The sequence below is a fragment of the Bosea sp. 685 genome, assembly GCF_031884435.1.
Lineage (GTDB): Bacteria > Pseudomonadota > Alphaproteobacteria > Rhizobiales > Beijerinckiaceae > Allobosea.
Genome location: NZ_CP134779.1, coordinates 339,799 through 357,395, shown reverse-complemented (window position 1 = coordinate 357,395; position 17,597 = coordinate 339,799). Strand labels below are relative to the sequence as shown.

16 protein-coding genes are annotated in these 17,597 nt (G+C 66.5%); 9 read left to right on the top strand and 7 right to left on the bottom strand.

The window, feature by feature from the left end; all coding sequences use genetic code 11:
- Positions 1-94: 94 nt before the first annotated feature.
- Positions 95-334, bottom strand: coding sequence for a hypothetical protein (locus tag RMR04_RS02790; protein WP_092175382.1), 240 nt, complete (start codon positions 332-334; stop codon positions 95-97).
- A gap of 142 nt (positions 335-476) precedes the next feature.
- Between RMR04_RS02790 and RMR04_RS02785 the strand changes: the two genes are divergently transcribed.
- Genes RMR04_RS02785 through RMR04_RS02765 form a run of 5 tightly spaced genes read left to right on the top strand, consistent with a single transcriptional unit; the run spans position 477 to position 4,943 of the window.
- Positions 477-2,072, top strand: a complete 1,596-nt coding sequence (locus RMR04_RS02785) for a gamma-glutamyltransferase family protein (protein WP_311912846.1) — start codon at positions 477-479, stop codon at positions 2,070-2,072.
- 5 nt (positions 2,073-2,077) lie between these two features.
- The gene (locus RMR04_RS02780; protein WP_311912845.1) at positions 2,078-3,274 is read left to right on the top strand and encodes an amidase; all 1,197 of its coding nucleotides are present in this window, start codon (positions 2,078-2,080) and stop codon (positions 3,272-3,274) included.
- Positions 3,275-3,284: 10 nt separating this feature from the next.
- Entirely contained in the window at positions 3,285-3,917 is a 633-nt protein-coding gene (gene nthA / locus RMR04_RS02775) for a nitrile hydratase subunit alpha (protein WP_311912843.1), read from the top strand.
- Positions 3,914-4,573 carry a nitrile hydratase subunit beta gene (nthB, locus tag RMR04_RS02770; RefSeq protein ID WP_311912842.1) on the top strand — a complete coding sequence of 220 codons (660 nt, stop codon included), beginning with the start codon at positions 3,914-3,916 and terminating at the stop codon, positions 4,571-4,573. Before nthA ends, nthB begins: the two co-directional genes overlap by 4 nt.
- Positions 4,560-4,943 (top strand): nitrile hydratase accessory protein, encoded by a 384-nt coding sequence (locus RMR04_RS02765; protein ID WP_311912841.1) that lies wholly within the window; start codon positions 4,560-4,562, stop codon positions 4,941-4,943. Before nthB ends, RMR04_RS02765 begins: the two co-directional genes overlap by 14 nt.
- Before the next feature lie 325 nt (positions 4,944-5,268).
- Here the strand turns inward: RMR04_RS02765 and RMR04_RS02760 are convergent, their stop codons facing one another.
- Positions 5,269-7,746, bottom strand: coding sequence for a methyl-accepting chemotaxis protein (locus RMR04_RS02760; RefSeq protein WP_311912840.1), 2,478 nt, complete (start codon positions 7,744-7,746; stop codon positions 5,269-5,271).
- A gap of 156 nt (positions 7,747-7,902) precedes the next feature.
- Between RMR04_RS02760 and RMR04_RS02755 the strand changes: the two genes are divergently transcribed.
- Positions 7,903-8,313 carry a hypothetical protein gene (locus RMR04_RS02755; protein WP_311912839.1) on the top strand — a complete coding sequence of 137 codons (411 nt, stop codon included), beginning with the start codon at positions 7,903-7,905 and terminating at the stop codon, positions 8,311-8,313.
- Here RMR04_RS02755 and RMR04_RS02750 read toward each other — a convergent pair.
- Entirely contained in the window at positions 8,310-9,332 is a 1,023-nt protein-coding gene (locus tag RMR04_RS02750) for a nickel/cobalt transporter (protein WP_311912838.1), read from the bottom strand. The two genes, RMR04_RS02755 and RMR04_RS02750, sit on opposite strands and share 4 nt — an antisense overlap.
- A gap of 24 nt (positions 9,333-9,356) precedes the next feature.
- Entirely contained in the window at positions 9,357-10,007 is a 651-nt protein-coding gene (locus tag RMR04_RS02745; RefSeq protein ID WP_311912836.1) for a DUF1007 family protein, read from the bottom strand.
- A 291-nt stretch (positions 10,008-10,298) separates the two neighbouring features.
- On the opposite strand from RMR04_RS02745, the gene RMR04_RS02740 reads away from it, so the two are divergent.
- The gene (locus RMR04_RS02740; RefSeq protein ID WP_311912835.1) at positions 10,299-13,853 is read left to right on the top strand and encodes an indolepyruvate ferredoxin oxidoreductase family protein; all 3,555 of its coding nucleotides are present in this window, start codon (positions 10,299-10,301) and stop codon (positions 13,851-13,853) included.
- An 11-nt stretch (positions 13,854-13,864) separates the two neighbouring features.
- On the opposite strand, the gene RMR04_RS02735 is transcribed toward RMR04_RS02740, so the two are convergent.
- Positions 13,865-14,836, bottom strand: coding sequence for a GlxA family transcriptional regulator (locus RMR04_RS02735; protein WP_311912833.1), 972 nt, complete (start codon positions 14,834-14,836; stop codon positions 13,865-13,867).
- Positions 14,837-14,952: 116 nt separating this feature from the next.
- Here RMR04_RS02735 and RMR04_RS02730 point away from each other — a divergent pair, with 116 nt between their 5' ends.
- Together RMR04_RS02730 and RMR04_RS02725 are read left to right on the top strand one after the other, a co-directional pair.
- Positions 14,953-15,615, top strand: coding sequence for an HD domain-containing protein (locus RMR04_RS02730; protein ID WP_311912832.1), 663 nt, complete (start codon positions 14,953-14,955; stop codon positions 15,613-15,615).
- Positions 15,616-15,760: 145 nt separating this feature from the next.
- A complete protein-coding gene (locus RMR04_RS02725; protein WP_311912830.1) occupies positions 15,761-16,435 on the top strand; it encodes a Crp/Fnr family transcriptional regulator in 675 nt (224 codons plus the stop codon).
- A gap of 38 nt (positions 16,436-16,473) precedes the next feature.
- On the opposite strand, the gene RMR04_RS02720 is transcribed toward RMR04_RS02725, so the two are convergent.
- Together RMR04_RS02720 and RMR04_RS02715 are read right to left on the bottom strand one after the other, a co-directional pair.
- Positions 16,474-16,950, bottom strand: a complete 477-nt coding sequence (locus RMR04_RS02720) for a GNAT family N-acetyltransferase (RefSeq protein WP_311912828.1) — start codon at positions 16,948-16,950, stop codon at positions 16,474-16,476.
- 129 nt (positions 16,951-17,079) lie between these two features.
- Complete coding sequence (locus RMR04_RS02715; RefSeq protein WP_311912827.1) at positions 17,080-17,421, bottom strand: hypothetical protein; 342 nt, start codon at positions 17,419-17,421, stop codon at positions 17,080-17,082.
- Between the last annotated feature and the right edge of the window lie 176 nt (positions 17,422-17,597).

Below are 17,597 nucleotides of genomic sequence, written 5' to 3'. Positions count from 1 at the left end.
GTCTGCATCGCCGGCGCCTGCCGGCCGATGGGGACTTATTTGCCGGATGACGCCGACCCGGTCGTCCTGAGGCCCTGCGGCTGAACCGCCTGTCTCAGTTGTCGCCGATCATATGCTCGACCTTGAGCACGCGGCGCATCAGGTTGATCATGGCGTAGCCGGCCACGACAGAGAACAGCGCCATCAGGACATAGCCGACGACATGGCCGAGATCGAGCAGGCCGGCGAGCGCCCAGCCCGAGGCCAGCGCGACGCCGAACAATTCGACCGCGATCAGGATGCCCAGCGATATCACCATGATCAGGGTGCGCCAGTTGGTGCGCCTTACGGCCATCGGTCCCATTCCTCAAACGCTCATGCACGGGACGGCCTAGCGGAGGCCGCAGCGGCATGCAACAAAATCGCGCGCTTCGTCACAAGGCAGGATTCCTGCCCCAGGCGAAATAGTCCCGACCGCCCAGCTTGAAAAGACCCTGATGATCGAGACGCCCGTCTTTGGTGCCAGTGCCGCCGCCGCGCCCCACCATCTCGCCTCCGAGGCAGGGCGCGCCATTCTGGCCGAGGGCGGCAACGCGATCGAGGCGATGGTCGCCATGGCCGCGACGATCGCGGTGGTCTACCCGCATATGAACGCAATCGGCGGTGACGGCTTCTGGCTGGTGCATGAGCCCGGCGGCAAGGGTCGGGTTCATGCGATCGAGGCCTGCGGCCCGGCCGGTGCGCTGGCGACGATCGAGCGCTATCGCGAGATGGGCCATGACACGATCCCCGCGCGCGGACCCGACGCCGCCGTGACGGTCGCCGGCGCGATCGGCGGCTGGCAGACGGCTCTGGAGCTCTCCAGGAGCCTGGGCGGCAGGATGCCGCTCAAGGACCTGCTCACCAATGCGATCGCTCATTGCGATGCGGGCTATGCGATCTCGGATTCGGAGCTGCGCACCTGGCCCCAGCAGGTCGAGGCGGCCAAGCTCGCGCCCGGCTTCAGCGAATTCTTCTGGCCGGGCGGCGAGCAGCCCAAGGCGGGCGCGCGCCGTAGACCTGAGGCGCTCGGCGCCACCTTCAAGCATCTCGCCGATGCCGGCCTCGACGATTTCTACCGCGGCGATATCGGCCGCGAGATCGGCGCCGACCTAGCGGCGATGGGAGCGCCCGTAACGCGCCAGGACATGGCGGCCTTCAAGGCGCGCCTCGTCCAGCCGCTTGCCATCCAATTGCCCGGCCTCTCCGTCTACAATGTCCCACCGCCGACGCAGGGGCTGGCCTCGCTCTTGATCCTCGGCATCTTCGAGAAGCTCGGTGTGGCCCGGGCCGAAGGCTTCGACCATCATCACGGCCTGGTCGAGGCGACCAAGCGCGCCTTCGCCATCCGCGACCGCTATGTCACCGACCCGGCGCATCTGCAGATCGATCCCGCGAGCCTCCTCAGCGACGCCGTCTTCGCCCGCGAGGCCGCCGCGATCGACCGCAAGCGCGCGGCGAGCTGGCCGTTCAAGGCGGGTGACGGCGACACCGTCTGGATGGGCGCGATCGACGCGTCGGGCATGGCGGTGTCCTATATCCAGTCGATCTATTGGGAATACGGCTCAGGCTGCATCCTGCCCAGGACCGGCGTGAACTGGCAGAATCGCGGCGTCTCCTTCTCACTCGACAGGCGCGCGCTGAACCCGCTCGCGCCCGGCCGCAAGCCATTCCATACGCTCAACCCCGCCTTCGCGCGCTTCACTGATGGGCGTATCGTCTCCTATGGCGCGATGGGCGGCGACGGCCAGCCGCAATTCCAGGCGCAGATCCTGACGCGCTACCGCTTTGGCCAAAACCCGGCGGCCGCCGTCGATGCGCCGCGCTGGCTCTTCGGCAAGACCTGGGGCGCGGGCTCGCTCTCGCTGAAACTGGAGAGCCGCTTCGACCCGATGCTGCTGGCAAGGCTCGCCGCCGCCGGCCATCCGGTCGAGGAATACAGCGAAGCCTATTCCGATCAGTTCGGCCATGCCGGCATGCTGGTGAAGCATCCCAAGGGCCATGTCGAAGCCACCCACGACCCACGTTCAGACGGCGACGCCAGAGGACTTTGACGCCTATGCCTACCGAAGACCCCTTCCGCTGCTTCGTTCCCTATCCGGATGCGCCGGTGCAGAACGCCGCCTTCGGCCCGCTCGCCGGGCTGACGCTGGCAGTGAAAGACCTGTTCGACGTCAAGGGCTATCCGACGGGGGCCGGCTCGCCGACCGTGCTGGCCCAGTCCGGCATCAAGACCAGGACCGCGCCGCTCGTGAAGACGCTGCTCGATGCCGGGGCGCGCTTCGTCGGCAAGACTCATACCGACGAACTCGCCTTTTCGCTCAACGGCAAGAACGCCCATTTCGGCTCTCCGATCAATCCATCCGCGCCTGACCGCATCACCGGCGGCTCGTCCTCGGGCTCGATGGCCGCCGTCGCCGGCCGCCTCGCCGATATCGCTGTTGGTTCCGACACCGGCGGCTCGGTGCGCGCGCCGGCGAGCTATGGCGGGCTCTTCGGCATCCGCCCGAGCCATGGCCGGCTCTCGCTCAAGCATGCCTGGCCGCTGGCGGAGAGCCTGGACACGCCGGGCTGGTTCGCCCGTGACGGCGAAACCTTTGCCCGCGTCGCCGAGGTCGTCTTCGGCAAGGACCGCATCGCCCTGCCCGAGATCCCACGCATGCTGCTGGCTGACGACATGTTCTCGCAGGCGGTGCCGGACGCCGAGAACATCCTGCGCAATGTCGTCCAGCGCGCCGTGCCCGCGCTCGGCCAGCCCGAGAGCATCAAGGTGGCGCGCGATCTCGACGGGCTCTACTGGGCCTTCCGCTGGGTGCAGGGCCGCGAGGCCTGGCTCGCCGATGGGCCGATGATCGAGCGCTTCGCGCCGCCGCTCGGACCTGGTGTCGCTGAGCGTTTCGCCTTCTCGAAATCCGTCACGGATGCCGAATATGCCAAGGCCGAGGCAGTCCGGAAGAGCTTCCGCGCCAAGCTCGTCCGTTGGCTTGGGCGGGACGGCGTGCTGATCCTGCCGACGGTGCCCGACATCGCCCCGCTCATCAGCGCGCAGGAGCCCGAGCTCGACGATTTCCGCAACCGGGCGCTGCGCCTGCTCTGCCTCGCCGGATTGTCGGGCTTCCCGCAAGTAACGATGCCGGTGGCGCAGCGCGAGGGCGCGCCGCTCGGCCTGTCCCTGATCGGGCCGAAGGGCTCGGACAAATCCCTTATCGCCTTCGCCGTGAAATTCGAGCGGGCGGCGCGGATCCGAATCGCATGAGGAGGCGGCCATGAGCGGTCATCATCACCACCACGATCACGACCATGATCACGACAACCACTTCACCCCGATCGAGGCGCGGGTGAAGGCGCTGGAAACGCTGATGGTCGCCAAGGGCTATGTCGACCCGGCCGCGCTCGACGCGATCATCGATACCTATGAGACCAAGATCGGCCCGCGCAATGGCGCCCGCGTCGTCGCAAGAGCCTGGAGCGACCCAGCCTTCGCCGCAAGGCTGAAGGCGGACGGCTCGGCGGCAGTCGCCGAGCTCGGCTATGGCGGGCGCGGCGGCGAGCATATCGTCGCGGTGTTCAACACCCCCGAAGAGCACAACCTGATCGTCTGCACGCTCTGCTCCTGCTATCCATGGCCGGTGCTCGGCCTGCCCCCGGTCTGGTACAAATCTCCGCCCTATCGCTCCAAGGCCGTGATCGACCCGCGCGGCGTGCTCGCCGATTTCGGCGTGACGCTGCCTGAAGGCCAGAGCATCCGCGTCTGGGATTCGACCGCCGAGACGCGCTTCATCGTCATCCCGATGCGCCCAGCCGGCACCGAGGGCTGGTCGGAAGACAAACTGGCTTCGATCGTCAGCCGCGATTCGATGATCGGCACGGGGCTGGCCGTCGCGGAGGCCCAGTCATGAATGGCGGGCAGGATCTCGGCGGCCAGATGGGTTTTGGCCCGGTCCGGCCCGAGCCGAACGAGCCGATCTTCCACGGCGACTGGGAAAAGCGCGTGCTGGCGCTCAACGTCGCCGCCGGCGCGATGGGGCAATGGAGCATCGACGAAAGCCGCCATGCCCGCGAGAGCATTGCCCCAAGCGACTATCTCTCCTTCTCCTATTACCAGATCTGGCTCGCGGGCTTGCAGAACCTGCTGCTGCGGCATGGCTTCGTCACGGAAGGCGAGCTCGCCGAGGGCAAGCCTTCCGCGCCGCCAAGGCCGCCCAAGCGCGTGCTGAAGGGCGAGGACGTCGCTGCCGTGCTGCGACGCGGTTTTCCCTATGAGCGCGAAGCGCAGTCGCCGGCGAAATTCAGCGTCGGCGACTGCGTGCGCACCATCGTGATCCATCCGCAGCACCATACCCGCCTGCCGCGCTATGCCCGGGGCAAGTTAGGAGTGATCGAGCGCGTCAGCGGCTGCCATGTCTTCCCCGACACCGGGGCGCAGGGCCAGCCCGAGGCGGCGCAATGGCTCTACACCGTGGTCTTCACCGGCCCGGAGCTATGGGGCCGCGACGCCGACCCGACCACGCGCGTCAGCATCGAGGCCTGGGAGAGCTATCTTGAGCCAGCCTGATCTCGTCGCCGCGCTGGCAGCCGATACACCGATCCCGCGCGATGCCGACGGTCCGGTTTTCGCCGAGCCCTGGCAGGCGCAGGCCTTTGCGCTCGTCGTGGCGCTGCAGAACAAGGGCGTTTTCACCGCCGAGGAATGGGCGCAAGCGCTGGGCGCCGAAATCGCCGAGGCGGTGGCGGAAGGCGGCTGCCGCGACGGTTCGGATTACTACGAGCGCTGGTGCGAGGCGCTGGAACACCTGCTGATCGACAAGGGCCTGACCTCGCATGACGGCGTCGATGCGCTCGCCGCCTCCTGGGCACGGGCGGCAGAGGCGACGCCGCATGGCAAGCCGATCGTGCTGGAGAATGATCCGGAGCGGGGGCGATAGGCCGCTGCAGATTTCAATGGATCTGTCCTGATCACCTCCGCGCCGTCATTCCGGGGCGATCCGAAGGATCGAGCCCGGAACCCAGAACCGATGCCGCGGCTTGAGAAGGCACGGGGCACCGGCTCGCTTCACGACAACACGCATCGGTTCTGGGTTCCGGGCCAATGGTGGAGTTTATCCTTGGGCCGACCAAAGGTCGGACCCGACGGCCATGTCCCGGAATGACGGCGGAGAATAACGCCGTCGCTCAGCGCTGAAGGCTGTCAGGATGAGGTTCATTCTAGGCCAGCCGCTCGGGATAGGGGCCAGCGTTTCAAACGATCGCTCAGAACTCCTCCCAGCCAGCGTCATTGGCGCGGCCGTTAACGGCGCGCTTGGCGGGAACGGCGGCGCGCGTCGGAGCAGGAGCGGATCTGGCTGGAGCTTGCGTCCTGGCCTGCCCGAAGGCGGCCTCTGCGAGCTTGCGCAGGCGCGCGGGCTCCGAGCCATGACTGGCCGATGAGGTAGTCGCGCCCTCGGGGCCGGTCTTGAAGGCTGCGACGAGGTCGTTGAGCTGGACGATGCGGCCCGAGAGCGAACCGGCCGAGGCCGCGCTCTGTTCGGAGAGCGCCGCATTGGCCTGCGTCATCTCGTCGAGATGGGCGACGGCCTGGCTCATCTCGTCGATGCCGTTGGCCTGCTCGCCAGACGCCGCCGAGATCTCGGCGATGGTGGCCGCGACCTTTTGCGAGGCGGCCAGGATCTGGGTCAAAGCGTCGCCGGCCTGGCGCACCAGCTTGACGCCCTCGCCGACCTCCTGGTTCGAAGACGAGATCAGGCCGGAGATGTCCTTGGCGGCGGCGCCCGAGCGCTGCGCCAATGTGCGCACTTCCGAGGCCACGACAGCAAAGCCCTTGCCGGCATCGCCGGCGCGTGCGGCTTCCACCGCCGCGTTCAGCGCCAGCAGATTGGTCTGGAAGGCGATGTCGTCGATCACCCGGATGATGTCGGAGATCTTCTGCGAGGCGCTCTCGATGCGCGCCATTGCAGCCACGGCTTCAGTTGCGATCGTGCCGCCGCTTTGGGCCGCCTGCATCGCCTCGGTCGCGATCGCGGCTGCCTGCTTCGAGGCCTGGGCCGAGGCTTTCACCGAGGCTGCGAGCTCCTCGGTCGTGGCCGCGGTTTCCTCCAGCGAGCTCGCCTGTTCTTCCGTGCGCTTCGAGAGATCATCGGCGCCCATGGTGATCTCACGCGCCGCCAGACCGACATCCGCAGAGGTCGTCTGGATCGTGCGCACCGTCGAGGACAGGCGGTCGACCGTCTCGTTGATCGCGCCCTTGAGCTCGGCGAACTTGCCGCGATAGGCGGTCTCGATCCGGGCGGTCAGGTCCCCGCCCGCAACTGCCTGCAGGGCGGCCGCGAATTCGGATGTGGCTGAATCAACCACCGCGTTGATCTCGTTGATCCCCGCCACCAGCTTCTGCATCTGCGCATCGGCATGCTCGATCTGCAGCCGCGCCGAGAAATCGCCCGACGCCGCAGCCGCGACAACCTCGCCGACATCAGAGACGACGGCCTCCATCGACTGCGCCCGCGCCAGGCGAGCAGCCGAGGCGATACGCTCCTGCTCCTCCAGAGCCCGAACCTTGACCAGGTTTTCGCGATAGGCCTCAAGCGCGTTGCCAAGCGCCCCGACTTCGTCGGGACAGGGCGCGGCGGGAACAGCCTCGTCGATATCGCCGGCCTGCATGCGCGCAAGCGCGACATTCATGCCGGTCAACGGGTTCGCAATGCGCTTCTGGATACCGCGCCAGCTTGCTGCGCACAGGGCCAGCAGCGCGACGAGCAGACCGGCAATCAGCGCCAGCCGGGTCAGGGCATTATTGGTCTGCGTCGTGGTCGTCGCTCGCATTTCGTCCAGCGATTGGGCAACCGCGCCAACGATGGCGTTGAAGGGCCCGTTGCACATCGCGGTCCAGTCCTCGGCGCCGATGACGGCACCGGCGCCCTGGCCCAGTTTGCCGACAAGCTGGTCCATCGCCTGGTTTGCAGTGGCGACTTCGCCCGTCGCAGCGCCGACCTTGCGCGCAAGCTCGGGCGAGATCCCCGTACGCATGGCGAGCTGCCCCAGCTGGGTCTGCGCCGCATTGCTCGCGCCGCGCAATTCGCCGAACTGTTTCCATTGCGGCGGGGTGAGTGCCTGGCCGGAGCCCAGCGACCCGCGCAGCAACGAGCATTGCGTGCCGTAGTTCGAGCGCAAGGCCCAGGAGGCGGCCTTGAATGCCTGAAGCTCCGCGAGCGCGGGATCGGCCAATCGAACCGCGAGCGAGGCCGCATCGGAGGCTTTGGTCAGCGCGGTCTCGATGGCGCCGACGGCATTGTACCAGGGCATGGTCGCAGCCAGGCTGCGCTGCGCCCGCGGCTTGGCCGCCTCGGCATCCAGATCGGGAATCTTGCCCTGCATGGCCTTTTCCGCCTGCAGGATAGCGGCGGAGTATGCCGAACGCTCCGCCAGATCGACAGCTTCGAGCTTCGCCACCGCTGTCGCGATCTGGCTTCGCGATGTCTCCACGATCGCCCGAATCGTGGTGCCGGCATCGTCATTGGCCTGCAGGCTCGTCTGGGCCTTGCCGCGATCGGAGCGAATTGCATTGCCCGTGAGCAGCAAGGCGCGATCGGCCTCGACCAGACTGGCTAGCCGCTGGTTCGCGCGCATGTCGATGACGGCGTCATAGGCGAGATAGCCGAGCGTGCCGAGGCCCGGCAGGCACACGGCAGCCATGGTCGCCAGGAGGTACTGCCGAATGGAACTCGGAAAGATCATCACAGCACCTGGAACGGAGTTCAGCCCGACAGCGATTGCGGCCAGCACCATACGTTCGACGAAAATGCTGCCAGTTCGGTTAATATTGCCTCAAATGGGTCGACATGGCTGGCACAGTGCCGCCCAGGCCAACGACCCCGCAGAGGCTTTATGACCATGGCGTTTGCGATAAAGGCCGAAATCGGCGATCCGCATGCAATGATGTTCGTCTTTGCCGGACAGAAGACGATGTATGGCGGAAAGCGCATCGCGGCGGGCGATGTCGTCTTCGTCTTCGCCAGCGAGAGTGAGGGCGGGCAAGGTCTGATCGCACGTGGCGTCGTCACCTCCGCCGAGGCCGTCCCCAAGCGGTCCGACATCGAACGTCAAACGCCGCGCGTCAGCATCCTCGTCGAGCGCACCGCGCTAGCCCGGCGGGCGCTGGGACGCGGCGCGCTGAAGCCTTTCGCGTCCTGGAACGACGGCCGGCCAGAAACCGAGCTGAACTTCAAGTTCTATCGCCAGGCGACCAACAAGCTCGTCGCGATTTCGGACGAGGCGACGGCGTTCCTCGATGCCTTCTTCTAACTCCCCGCCCCCGCGGCCCAGAGCCCGAAGAACAGCGCCGCGCCCAGCACCGCCACGAAGCCCGCTGCCAACAGTTCGAGCCCGGCGATCAATCTCGCGCTGCGCAGGGAGCCGCCGCCCGCGAATTTGAGCGCCGCGAATTTGAAGAACACGGCGAGCGCGGCGAGCGCTCCCGTCGTCAGCGCCGTGCCGAGCGCCATGGCGAAGGCCGCGGCGATACCGGCCCAGAGCAGGCCCTGCGAGGCCGAGAAGACCAGGATGATCAGCGCCCCGGCGCAAGGGCGCAGGCCCGCCGCGAGGACCACGCCCGCCATCTCGCGCCAGCTCTTGAGACGCGAGATCTCGTCGGGACCGGGCATGTGGACATGGTCGCAGGTCGGGTCATGCGCCTGCGCGCCATGGCCGAGTGCCAGCAGCGCCCCGGCCTTGCGCCAGAGCACGAAGAGGCCGACGAGAGCGACCAGCGCGAAGCTCGCCTGCTCGACCATGTCGGCGGCGGTGGTCATGGTTTGCGCCGTCGCCCTCAAGGCCAGCGTCAGCGTGCCGACGAGCGCGATGGCGACGAGCGCCTGCAGGATCGCCGCGGCGAAGCTCAGGCCCAGCCCGCGGCGCAGGCTGCGATTGTCGGCGACGATATAGCCCGAGATCACCGCCTTGCCATGACCGGGACCGGCGGCATGGAAGACGCCATAACCGAAGGCCAGCGCCATCAGGCTCCAGAGCGCGGCGGGGCTCTGATGGACCGCTTTCAGTGCGGCCGTCAGTTCGCGATAGAAGGAGGATTGCCAGGCCAGCAGCAACCCGCCGATCCCGGTCGTCGAGGGCAGCGCCTCGCGCGGCATCGCGCCGCCGAAGGGATTGCGCGGCGGCGGTGGCGGCACCGGGCTCAGGCTCGTGACGAAATGCGCCAGCAGCGCCAGGACGCCGGCGACGAGCGCCAGCGTGACCGCGACGACGATCAACCGGCGCGACAGCGCCGGCCAGGCAAGCGGGGTCGATTGCGACGGGATCAGGGACATGACGCGGTCAAGGACATGATGGGGTTAAGGGCATGCGACCAGCGCGCGGGTCGTGACCTCGAAGCCGCTCATATCCGGCATGGACGTGATGTCCTCCTGCGCCAGCTTGAGCTGGGTCGCCGCATCGAGCTTGGGCGGGCGGGCGACCCGCACGACGCAGCCCTTGGGCGCATCTCGCGTGATCACCGCGTCGGGCGCATCGATGATGTCGAAGGCGACGAAATAGGTGGGATCGCCGATCTCCAGCCCGAGCGAGCGGACCGACTTGATCGGCGTCTTCAGCGGCAGGGTGTAGGTCAGCGTCAGGATCTTGTTCTCGAAGGAGAGGGAAGCCCCCGTCGGCTCCCCGAATTCCTGCGCCTTGCCATTGGCCTTGGCGGTGGTGAAGAAGCCGACCTCGGGCAGCGATTCCATATTGACCTTGGCGAGGTCGACCAGTTCGTCGGGCGTCAGCTTGCCGTCGCCGTTCTTGTCGAGCCCTTGCGTGATATAGGCGGAATAAGCCTCATCGAAGCTCCAGATGTGCTTCAGCGCCGTCACCGCCCCGTCGGGACCGAAGACGATCTCGGCGCGCGCCGAGACGAAGACATGGGGATGCGCGCTGGCCGGAGTGGACAGAACAGCCCACCAGCCCAGGGCCGCGAGCAAGGCAGCGGTAATGGCGCAGCGCTTCAAGGGGCGGCTCCTTCGCGTGAGGTCGAAACCTGGCGGATCATGGTTAACCTATTATGAACCCGCTGCTTGCCGGTGATTAGCGTCGCAACCAGACTTCCCCTGTAAACTGGGCCAAATCGCGGCGCAGCATCAGCCCTCGCGCAAAGGCTGGAACAATCCCAATCTGAATTGACCCCGGCGCGCCAATATGTCAGCCTTACTGACATATCCAAGAGTTGGGCGATGCCCAGCTTGGAGGCTGGATCAACCGGCCCCATAGTCTGGAAACGGGACGATCTGGGGAGGTCGGCCATGGCCGAGACGCAGCGGAACTCCGGCTCTGACGCCAAGGCGGCGGCCAGCCTGCGCGAGGTCGCGCTCGACGACAAATACGACCTTTCCAAGCAAACGATCTTCCTGACCGGGACGCAGGCGATCGCGCGCATGCTGATGGTCCAGCGCGAGCGCGACAGGCTTGCCGGCCTCAACACCGCAGGCTTCGTCTCCGGCTATCGCGGCTCGCCGCTCGGCGGCCTCGACCAGCAGCTTTCGCGCGCCGGCAAGCAGCTCAAGGCGGCAAACATCGTCTTCCAGCCCGGCCTCAACGAGGACCTCGCCGCCACGGCCGTCTGGGGCACGCAGCAGGCGGAACTCCAGGGCGAGGGTCGATATGATGGTGTCTTCGCGCTCTGGTACGGCAAGGGCCCAGGCGTCGACCGCACCGGCGACGTCTTCCGCCACGGCAACATGGCCGGTACCTCGCCCCATGGCGGCGTGATCTGCCTGATGGGCGACGACCACACGGCCGAGTCCTCGACCAACGCCCACCAGACCGAATTCGTCCTCGTCGACCGGATGATGCCGATCCTGAATCCCGCCGGCGTGCAGGAGATCATGGATTATTCCCTGCACGGCCTCGCGCTCTCGCGCTTTGCCTCGGTCTGGGTCGGCATCAAATGCGTCAAGGACAACATCGAATCGACAGCGTCCGTCGATGGTGCGATCGACCGCGTGACGATCACCGTCCCGGATGATTTCGTGATGCCGGCGGGTGGCCTGAGCATCCGCCGCGAGCTCGATTTCCTCGACCAGGAGAAGCGCCTGCACATCCACAAACGCGCCGCGATCCTGGCTTACTTACGCGCCAACAAGCTCAACCAGACCATCACCTCCGGCGGCAAGAGCCCGCGCATCGGCATCATCACCGTCGGCAAATCCTATCTCGACGTGCGCCAGGCTTTTGAGGATCTCGGCATCGACGAGGTCCGGGCGAACGATCTCGGCATCCGCCTGTTCAAAGTCGCTTGCCCCTGGCCGATCGACCCTTCCGAGCTGAAAAGCTTCGCCGCCGGGCTCGACCTCGTCATGGTCGTCGAGGAAAAGCGCTCGCTGATCGAGGTCCAGGTCCGCGAGGAGCTCTATGGTTCCGAGCACCAGCCTATGGTGATCGGCAAGAAGGACGAGGCCGGCGAATGGCTGTTCCCGGTCCATGGCGCGCTCGACCCCAACGATGTCGCGATCGCGCTCGGGGCGCGACTGCTGCAATACCGGGACGATTCCGTTCTGCGCGGGCGCTTGGAGGAGATCGCAAAAGCGCAAGGCCGTCTCGCGGAAGCCCAGGAGGTCGCCAAGCGCACGCCCTATTACTGCTCGGGCTGCCCGCATAACAGCTCGACCGTGGTGCCCGAGGGCTCGCGCGCCTATGCCGGCATCGGCTGCCACTACATGGTGCAGTGGATGGACCGCTCGACCACCGGCTTCACCCAGATGGGCGGCGAAGGCGCGAACTGGATCGGCGAGGCGCCCTTCTCCACCCGCAACCACGTCTTCCAGAATCTCGGCGACGGCACCTACACCCATTCCGGCTCGCTCGCGATCCGCTGGGCCGTCGCGGCTGGCGTCAATATCACCTACAAGCTGCTCTACAACGACGCGGTCGCGATGACCGGCGGCCAGCAGGCCGAAGGGCATCTCACGCCTGACCAGATGGCGCGCCAGATCGCCGGCGAAGGCGTCCAGCGCATCGCGATCGTCAGCGATGATCCCGGCAAATACCCGCCCGGCACGGTCTGGCCGCCCGGCACGAGCTTCCACCACCGCGACGATCTCGACGCCGTCCAGCGCGAGCTGAGGCAGGTGCCCGGCGTCTCGCTGCTGCTCTACGACCAGACCTGCGCCACCGAAAAACGCCGCCGGCGCAAGCGCGGCACTTATCCCGACCCCGACAAGCGCATCATCGTCAACGAACTGGTCTGCGAGGGCTGCGGCGATTGCGGCGTGCAGTCGAACTGCGTCTCGGTGCAGCCGCTGGAAACCGAATTCGGCCGCAAGCGCCAGATCGACCAGTCCAACTGCAACAAGGATTTTTCCTGCGTGAAGGGCTTTTGCCCGTCCTTCGTCACCGTGCATGGCGCGCGGCCCAAAAAGGCCGAACCGCGCAAGCTCGACGCCGGCGCACTCGGCGCGAGCGACATCCCCGAACCGCAGGTGCCAACCCTCGACAAGAGCTTCGCGGTGATCGTCACCGGCGTCGGCGGAACCGGCGTCGTCACCATCGGCGCGATCCTCGGCATGGCAGCCCATCTCGAGGGCAAGGGCTGCGGCATGATCGACATGGCCGGGCTCGCCCAGAAGGGCGGCGCGGTCTTCAGCCACGTCAAGCTCGCCCCGACGCCCGACGACATCCACGCCATCCGCGTCTCGGCCGGGCAAGCCGACCTCGTGCTCGGCTGCGACTTGACCGTCACCGGCTCGAAGAAAGTGCTCGGCGCGATCAAGCCCACAGCCGCGACCGTCGTCGTCAACACAGCCGAAAGCCTGCCGGGCGATTTTACCCGCAACGCCGATTTCTCGCTGCCGATCGAGCGCATCAAGCGCTCGATCCTCTCGGCCTCGGGCCGCGACCAGACCCATTTCGTCGATGCGACGGCTGCGGCCGTCACCTTCCTCGGCAATGCCATCGCCGCCAACATGTTCATGCTCGGCTACGCCTGGCAGTTCGGCAGCGTGCCCTTGTCGCGCGTGGCGCTGCTGCGCGCGATCGAGCTCAATGGCGAAGCCGTGCCGATGAACAAACAGGCGTTCGAGCTCGGCCGCCGCGCCGCGCATGATCCCGCTGCACTGGTCGCCTCCCTCTCGGAGGCCAAGGCCCCGACGCAGGCCCGGCATATCTCGGCTTCGCTCGACGAGATCATCGCGCGGCGCGTCACGTTCCTGACCGCCTATCAGAACGCGGCCTATGCCGCGCGCTATCGCGAACTCGTCAATCGCGTGCATGCGAAGGAAGCCGAGGTTCTGCCGGGCCAGCACGCCCTGACCGAAACCGTCGCGCGCTATCTCTTCAAGCTGATGGCCTACAAGGACGAATACGAGGTCGCCCGGCTCTATGCCGACGGCTCGTTCCAGCGCCAGGTCGAGGCGACCTTCGAGCCGACCAGCGCGTCGGGCCAAAAGCTGCGCTACGAGTTCAACCTGGCTCCGCCACTGCTGGCCAGGCGCGATCCCGTCACCGGCATTCCCCGCAAGATCAGCTTCGGCCCCTGGATGATGTCGGCCTTCGGCCTGTTGGCAAAGCTCAAGGGCCTGCGCGGCACGGCCTTTGACATCTTCGGCTATAGCGAGGAGCGCCGGACCGAGCGCGCGCTGATCGGCGCCTATGAGACGCTGATCGGCGAAATCCTGGCGAAGCTCTCGACCCAGAACCACGCGCTCTGCATCGCGCTGGCCGCGACGCCTGAAAAGATCCGCGGCTTTGGCCATGTCAAGGAACGGCACCTGAAGGCGGCGAAGGCCGAAGAAGCCGAGCTGCTGAAGCGTCTGCGCGACGGCTCGACAGAGGCGCTGGCGATGCCGCGGGCGGCGGAGTAGCCCGTTCACCCTCAGCCTAGCCGGGCGTGGCGCTTGCGGTATTCGGCCGGGGTCACGCCGACATGGCGGGCAAAGGCGCGCCTCAGCGTGTCGGCATCGGCAAAGCCGCAGCGGGCGGCGACCTGCTTGGGCGCCTCTTTCCCACCTTCCAGCAGCTGCCGCGCGGCGGAAACGCGCGCAGCCTCGACCCAGGCAGCCGGCGTCAGCCCGACCTCGCTGCGGAACAGCCGGGCGAAATGGCGCGGGCTCAACTCCACGCGCCGCGCCAGGCTTGTAACGCTGTGATCCTCGGCAGGGTTGGCCGCGACCCAGCGCTGGATCTCCTGCAAGGCCGAGCGTCCCGCCAGCTCGGCCTCGCCCTTGCGGCTGAACTGCAGCTGACCGCCCGGCCGCTTGAAGAACATCACGAGCTGGCTCGCGACCTTCAGTGCGACCTCGCGGCCGACATCTTCCTCGACCAACGCCAAAGCGAGATCGAGCCCGGCGGTAACGCCCGCGGCCGTGCGCACGCGGCCATCGCGGACATGAATCGCATCCTCATCGACCGTCACGGCCGGATAGGTCCGGGCGAGCTGCCCGGCCACAGCCCAGTGCGTGGTGATGCGATGGCCGTCGAGCAGGCCCGCGGCGGCAAGGATGAAAGCGCCGCTGCAGACCGAGCCATAGCGACGGGTGCGCGGCGCCTGCTCGGCAAGCCAGGCGAGAAGATCGGGCGAGGGAGTGGTCGCGGCCGCCTGCGGTGCGCCGGCGCCCAGCAGCGTGTCGATATCCTCGCCCCTGGCATCGGCGATGACGAGATCGGGCAGGAGCCTGATGCCGGACGAACTGGTGAGCGGGCCCGGAACACTGGCGACAACGAGCAGGCGATAGCACCTCTCCCCTGCTTGCCGGTTCGCTTCGGCGAAGACGTCGAGCGGGCCCGAAACGTCCAGGAGCTGGACTCCGGGTATCGCAAGGATAGCGATGGTCCTGATCGGCGGCATGGCGGCGCTTCATGTCTTCCTGCATCCGCTTTTGGCAGAAATCGACGTAAGACGTCAATTGCAGCCTAATAATGGGCTGGCTAGCCTCCGGCCGAACTCATTCGCAGGAGGCCTTGATGACGACGATCCATGGCGTGAGCATCCCCGACAGCCGGCTGGCGCGCGCAGCGACCGAGCTGGTGCGCGACATCGAGACGCCGCTGCTGTTCCATCATTCCAGCCGTGTCTACTATTTCGGCGCGCTGGCCGGCCTGAAACGCGACCTGATCTTCGACCGCGAGTTGCTCTATGTCGGCGCGATGTTCCACGACATGGGACTGACCCGGCAGCACGGCAGCGCGCATGAACGCTTCGAGGTCGACGGCGCCAATGCCGCGCGCGATTTCCTGCGCGGGCACGGCATCGCGCAGGCGGATATCGACACGGTCTGGACCGCGATCGCGTTGCACACCACACCCGGGATCCCCAGGCACATGCACCCGGTCGTCGCGCTTGTTACAGCCGGTGTCGAAATGGACGTGCTCGGCCTGACTTATAGTGAATACAGCGATGCTGAGCGCGAGGCCGTCGTCGCCGCACATCCGCGCGACCAGAACTTCAAGGAAGAGATCATCCAGGCCTTCTTCGATGGCATCAGGCACAAGCCGGAGACAACCTTCGGCAACGTCAAGGCGGATGTGCTTGCCGACAAGGACCCGCAGTTCAAGCGGGGCAATTTCTGCACGGTGATCCGGTGCTCACACTGGCATGGGCCATCGCGCCCGGTTTGCGAGCCGTGAACCGAAGCCCGCACAAACGTTCAAGACCGGCGGGAGAAGGTGGCGCGCAGGAGAAGGTTCCCCACGCATCTTTCGTCCAGCTTGAGTCTGAACGTAGCCGCGCCCCATACTGAGCATTCACGCCCCACCCAGGATCGCCCCGCCCTTGATCCCCCCCGAAGACCTCCGCCGCATCGCCGCCTGGTCGCGTGACCTGACGGAGGTGGAATTCGAGGAGGCGCGGCGCGGCGTCAGCCTGAAGCTCTATGGCAAGGGCGCCTATATCTGCCATGTCGGCGACCGGCTCGAATCCTGGACCGGCGTCGCCGAGGGACTGGTCAAGATGTCGACCACCTCGAAAACCGGCAAATCGGCGACGCTGGCGGGCATGCGCGCCGGCGCCTGGTTCGGTGAGGGCACGGTGATCAAGGCGGAGCCCCGCCGTTACGAACTCGTCGCCCTGCGCGAGACCAGGCTCGCCTTGATGCGGCGCTCGACATTCCTCTGGCTGTTCGAGCATAGCGCAGCCTTCAACCGCTTCCTGGTGCACCAGTTCAACGAGCGCCTCGCCCAATTCATTGCCATCGCCGAGACCGAGCGCACGCTCGATTCGACCGGACGCCTCGCGCGCAATCTCGCCTGGCTGTTCAACCCGATCCTCTATCCCGATCTCGACCGGACGCTGGCGATCTCGCAGGAGGAACTCGGTCTGCTCGCCGGCATGTCGCGCCAGATCGCCAATCAGGGACTGGCGAAACTCGAGGGCCTGGGACTGCTGGAGGTCGGCCATGGCAGCGTGACGATCTTGGATCTGGAGCGGCTCGCGCGCTACGAGGGGTAGGGCTGCCCATCGACGGCAGCTTTCGACCCAAGTGGGACTTAGGCGAGGCACCTCGAGGCGGGCCGTTCGAGGAAGCAATGGGTGTCCGAACGCCCGATCTCCACAAATCCATGTCGGTGGTAGAGCGAGCGAACCGGGTTCCAGTGGAGATGCTCCAAACGGATAGGAAGGCCAAGCTCGTCCGCCAAAGATAGGCAATGGCGGAGAATGGCTGTGCCATATCCATGTCCGTGGAAAGCCGGAAGGAGATGGAACTCTCCAAATCTGACGTGGTCTGGCAAAAGCACAAATGAAAGTGTGCCGATAGATTGACCGGCACGCCTGATCATGAAGAATGGCTTTTCGTTGAAGTGACGCCGGTGAAGATCCCGCTGGAACGCCTCGTCCCACGACCAGCGGCGAAGAATGTGAGGCCCCATGGCCGCGCGCTTGGCCTCAAAGGCGAAGTCGCGGGCCTCAGAGGTTTGTGGCAGCGGTACGAACGTGAAATCTGGAGGGAGTTCGGAGAGGTTCATGACGCGGAATCTATCGCGTTTCGCAATTCCGCTCTCCATCCATCGCGGACATCACAGCTCCTTGAGGTCCTCGATACTAGTCGCCAGAGGCGATCAATAGCTAGCACCAGAGCAGCTCGGCCGATCGCACTACGAATCCCCACCCGGCGAGAAGAAGCAGAGCAGTTCGCCCGCATCGTTAATGCACAGATGCCAAAGCCCATCCGGCGAGGCACGCGCTTTCTGATAGGGAATTTCGAGGATGAGAGGCTCGCGGCGCTCCACCGGCCACATCGGATGACGCCCCGGCGCGATCGTCACGACGAAGCCGGATGGGTTCTCCCGGACGGCGCCGGCATCGATCCGCGCGCAATCGGCGCCCGAGCAGCACTCAAACGGGTAGTCCCAACCGCTGGCAGCCTGATGCGCGCGCGTCTCGGTCGCTCCGGTGGCCAGCACCACCGCCAGGCTGATCGCGGCAAGAACACGCATTCACCTACCCTCGCGGCGAGCTTCCGTCTGGAAGGCGGCGGATGCAAGGCGTTCGCGACGCAAGTGCGATCAGTGCGGCTGTCGCACGACGAGGGCCATGAGCTATCTGGCTCGGAACCACGCCGTCATCCTGGGCGAAGCCCCCGGGTCCGATCTTCGATCGGCCCAAGGATAAA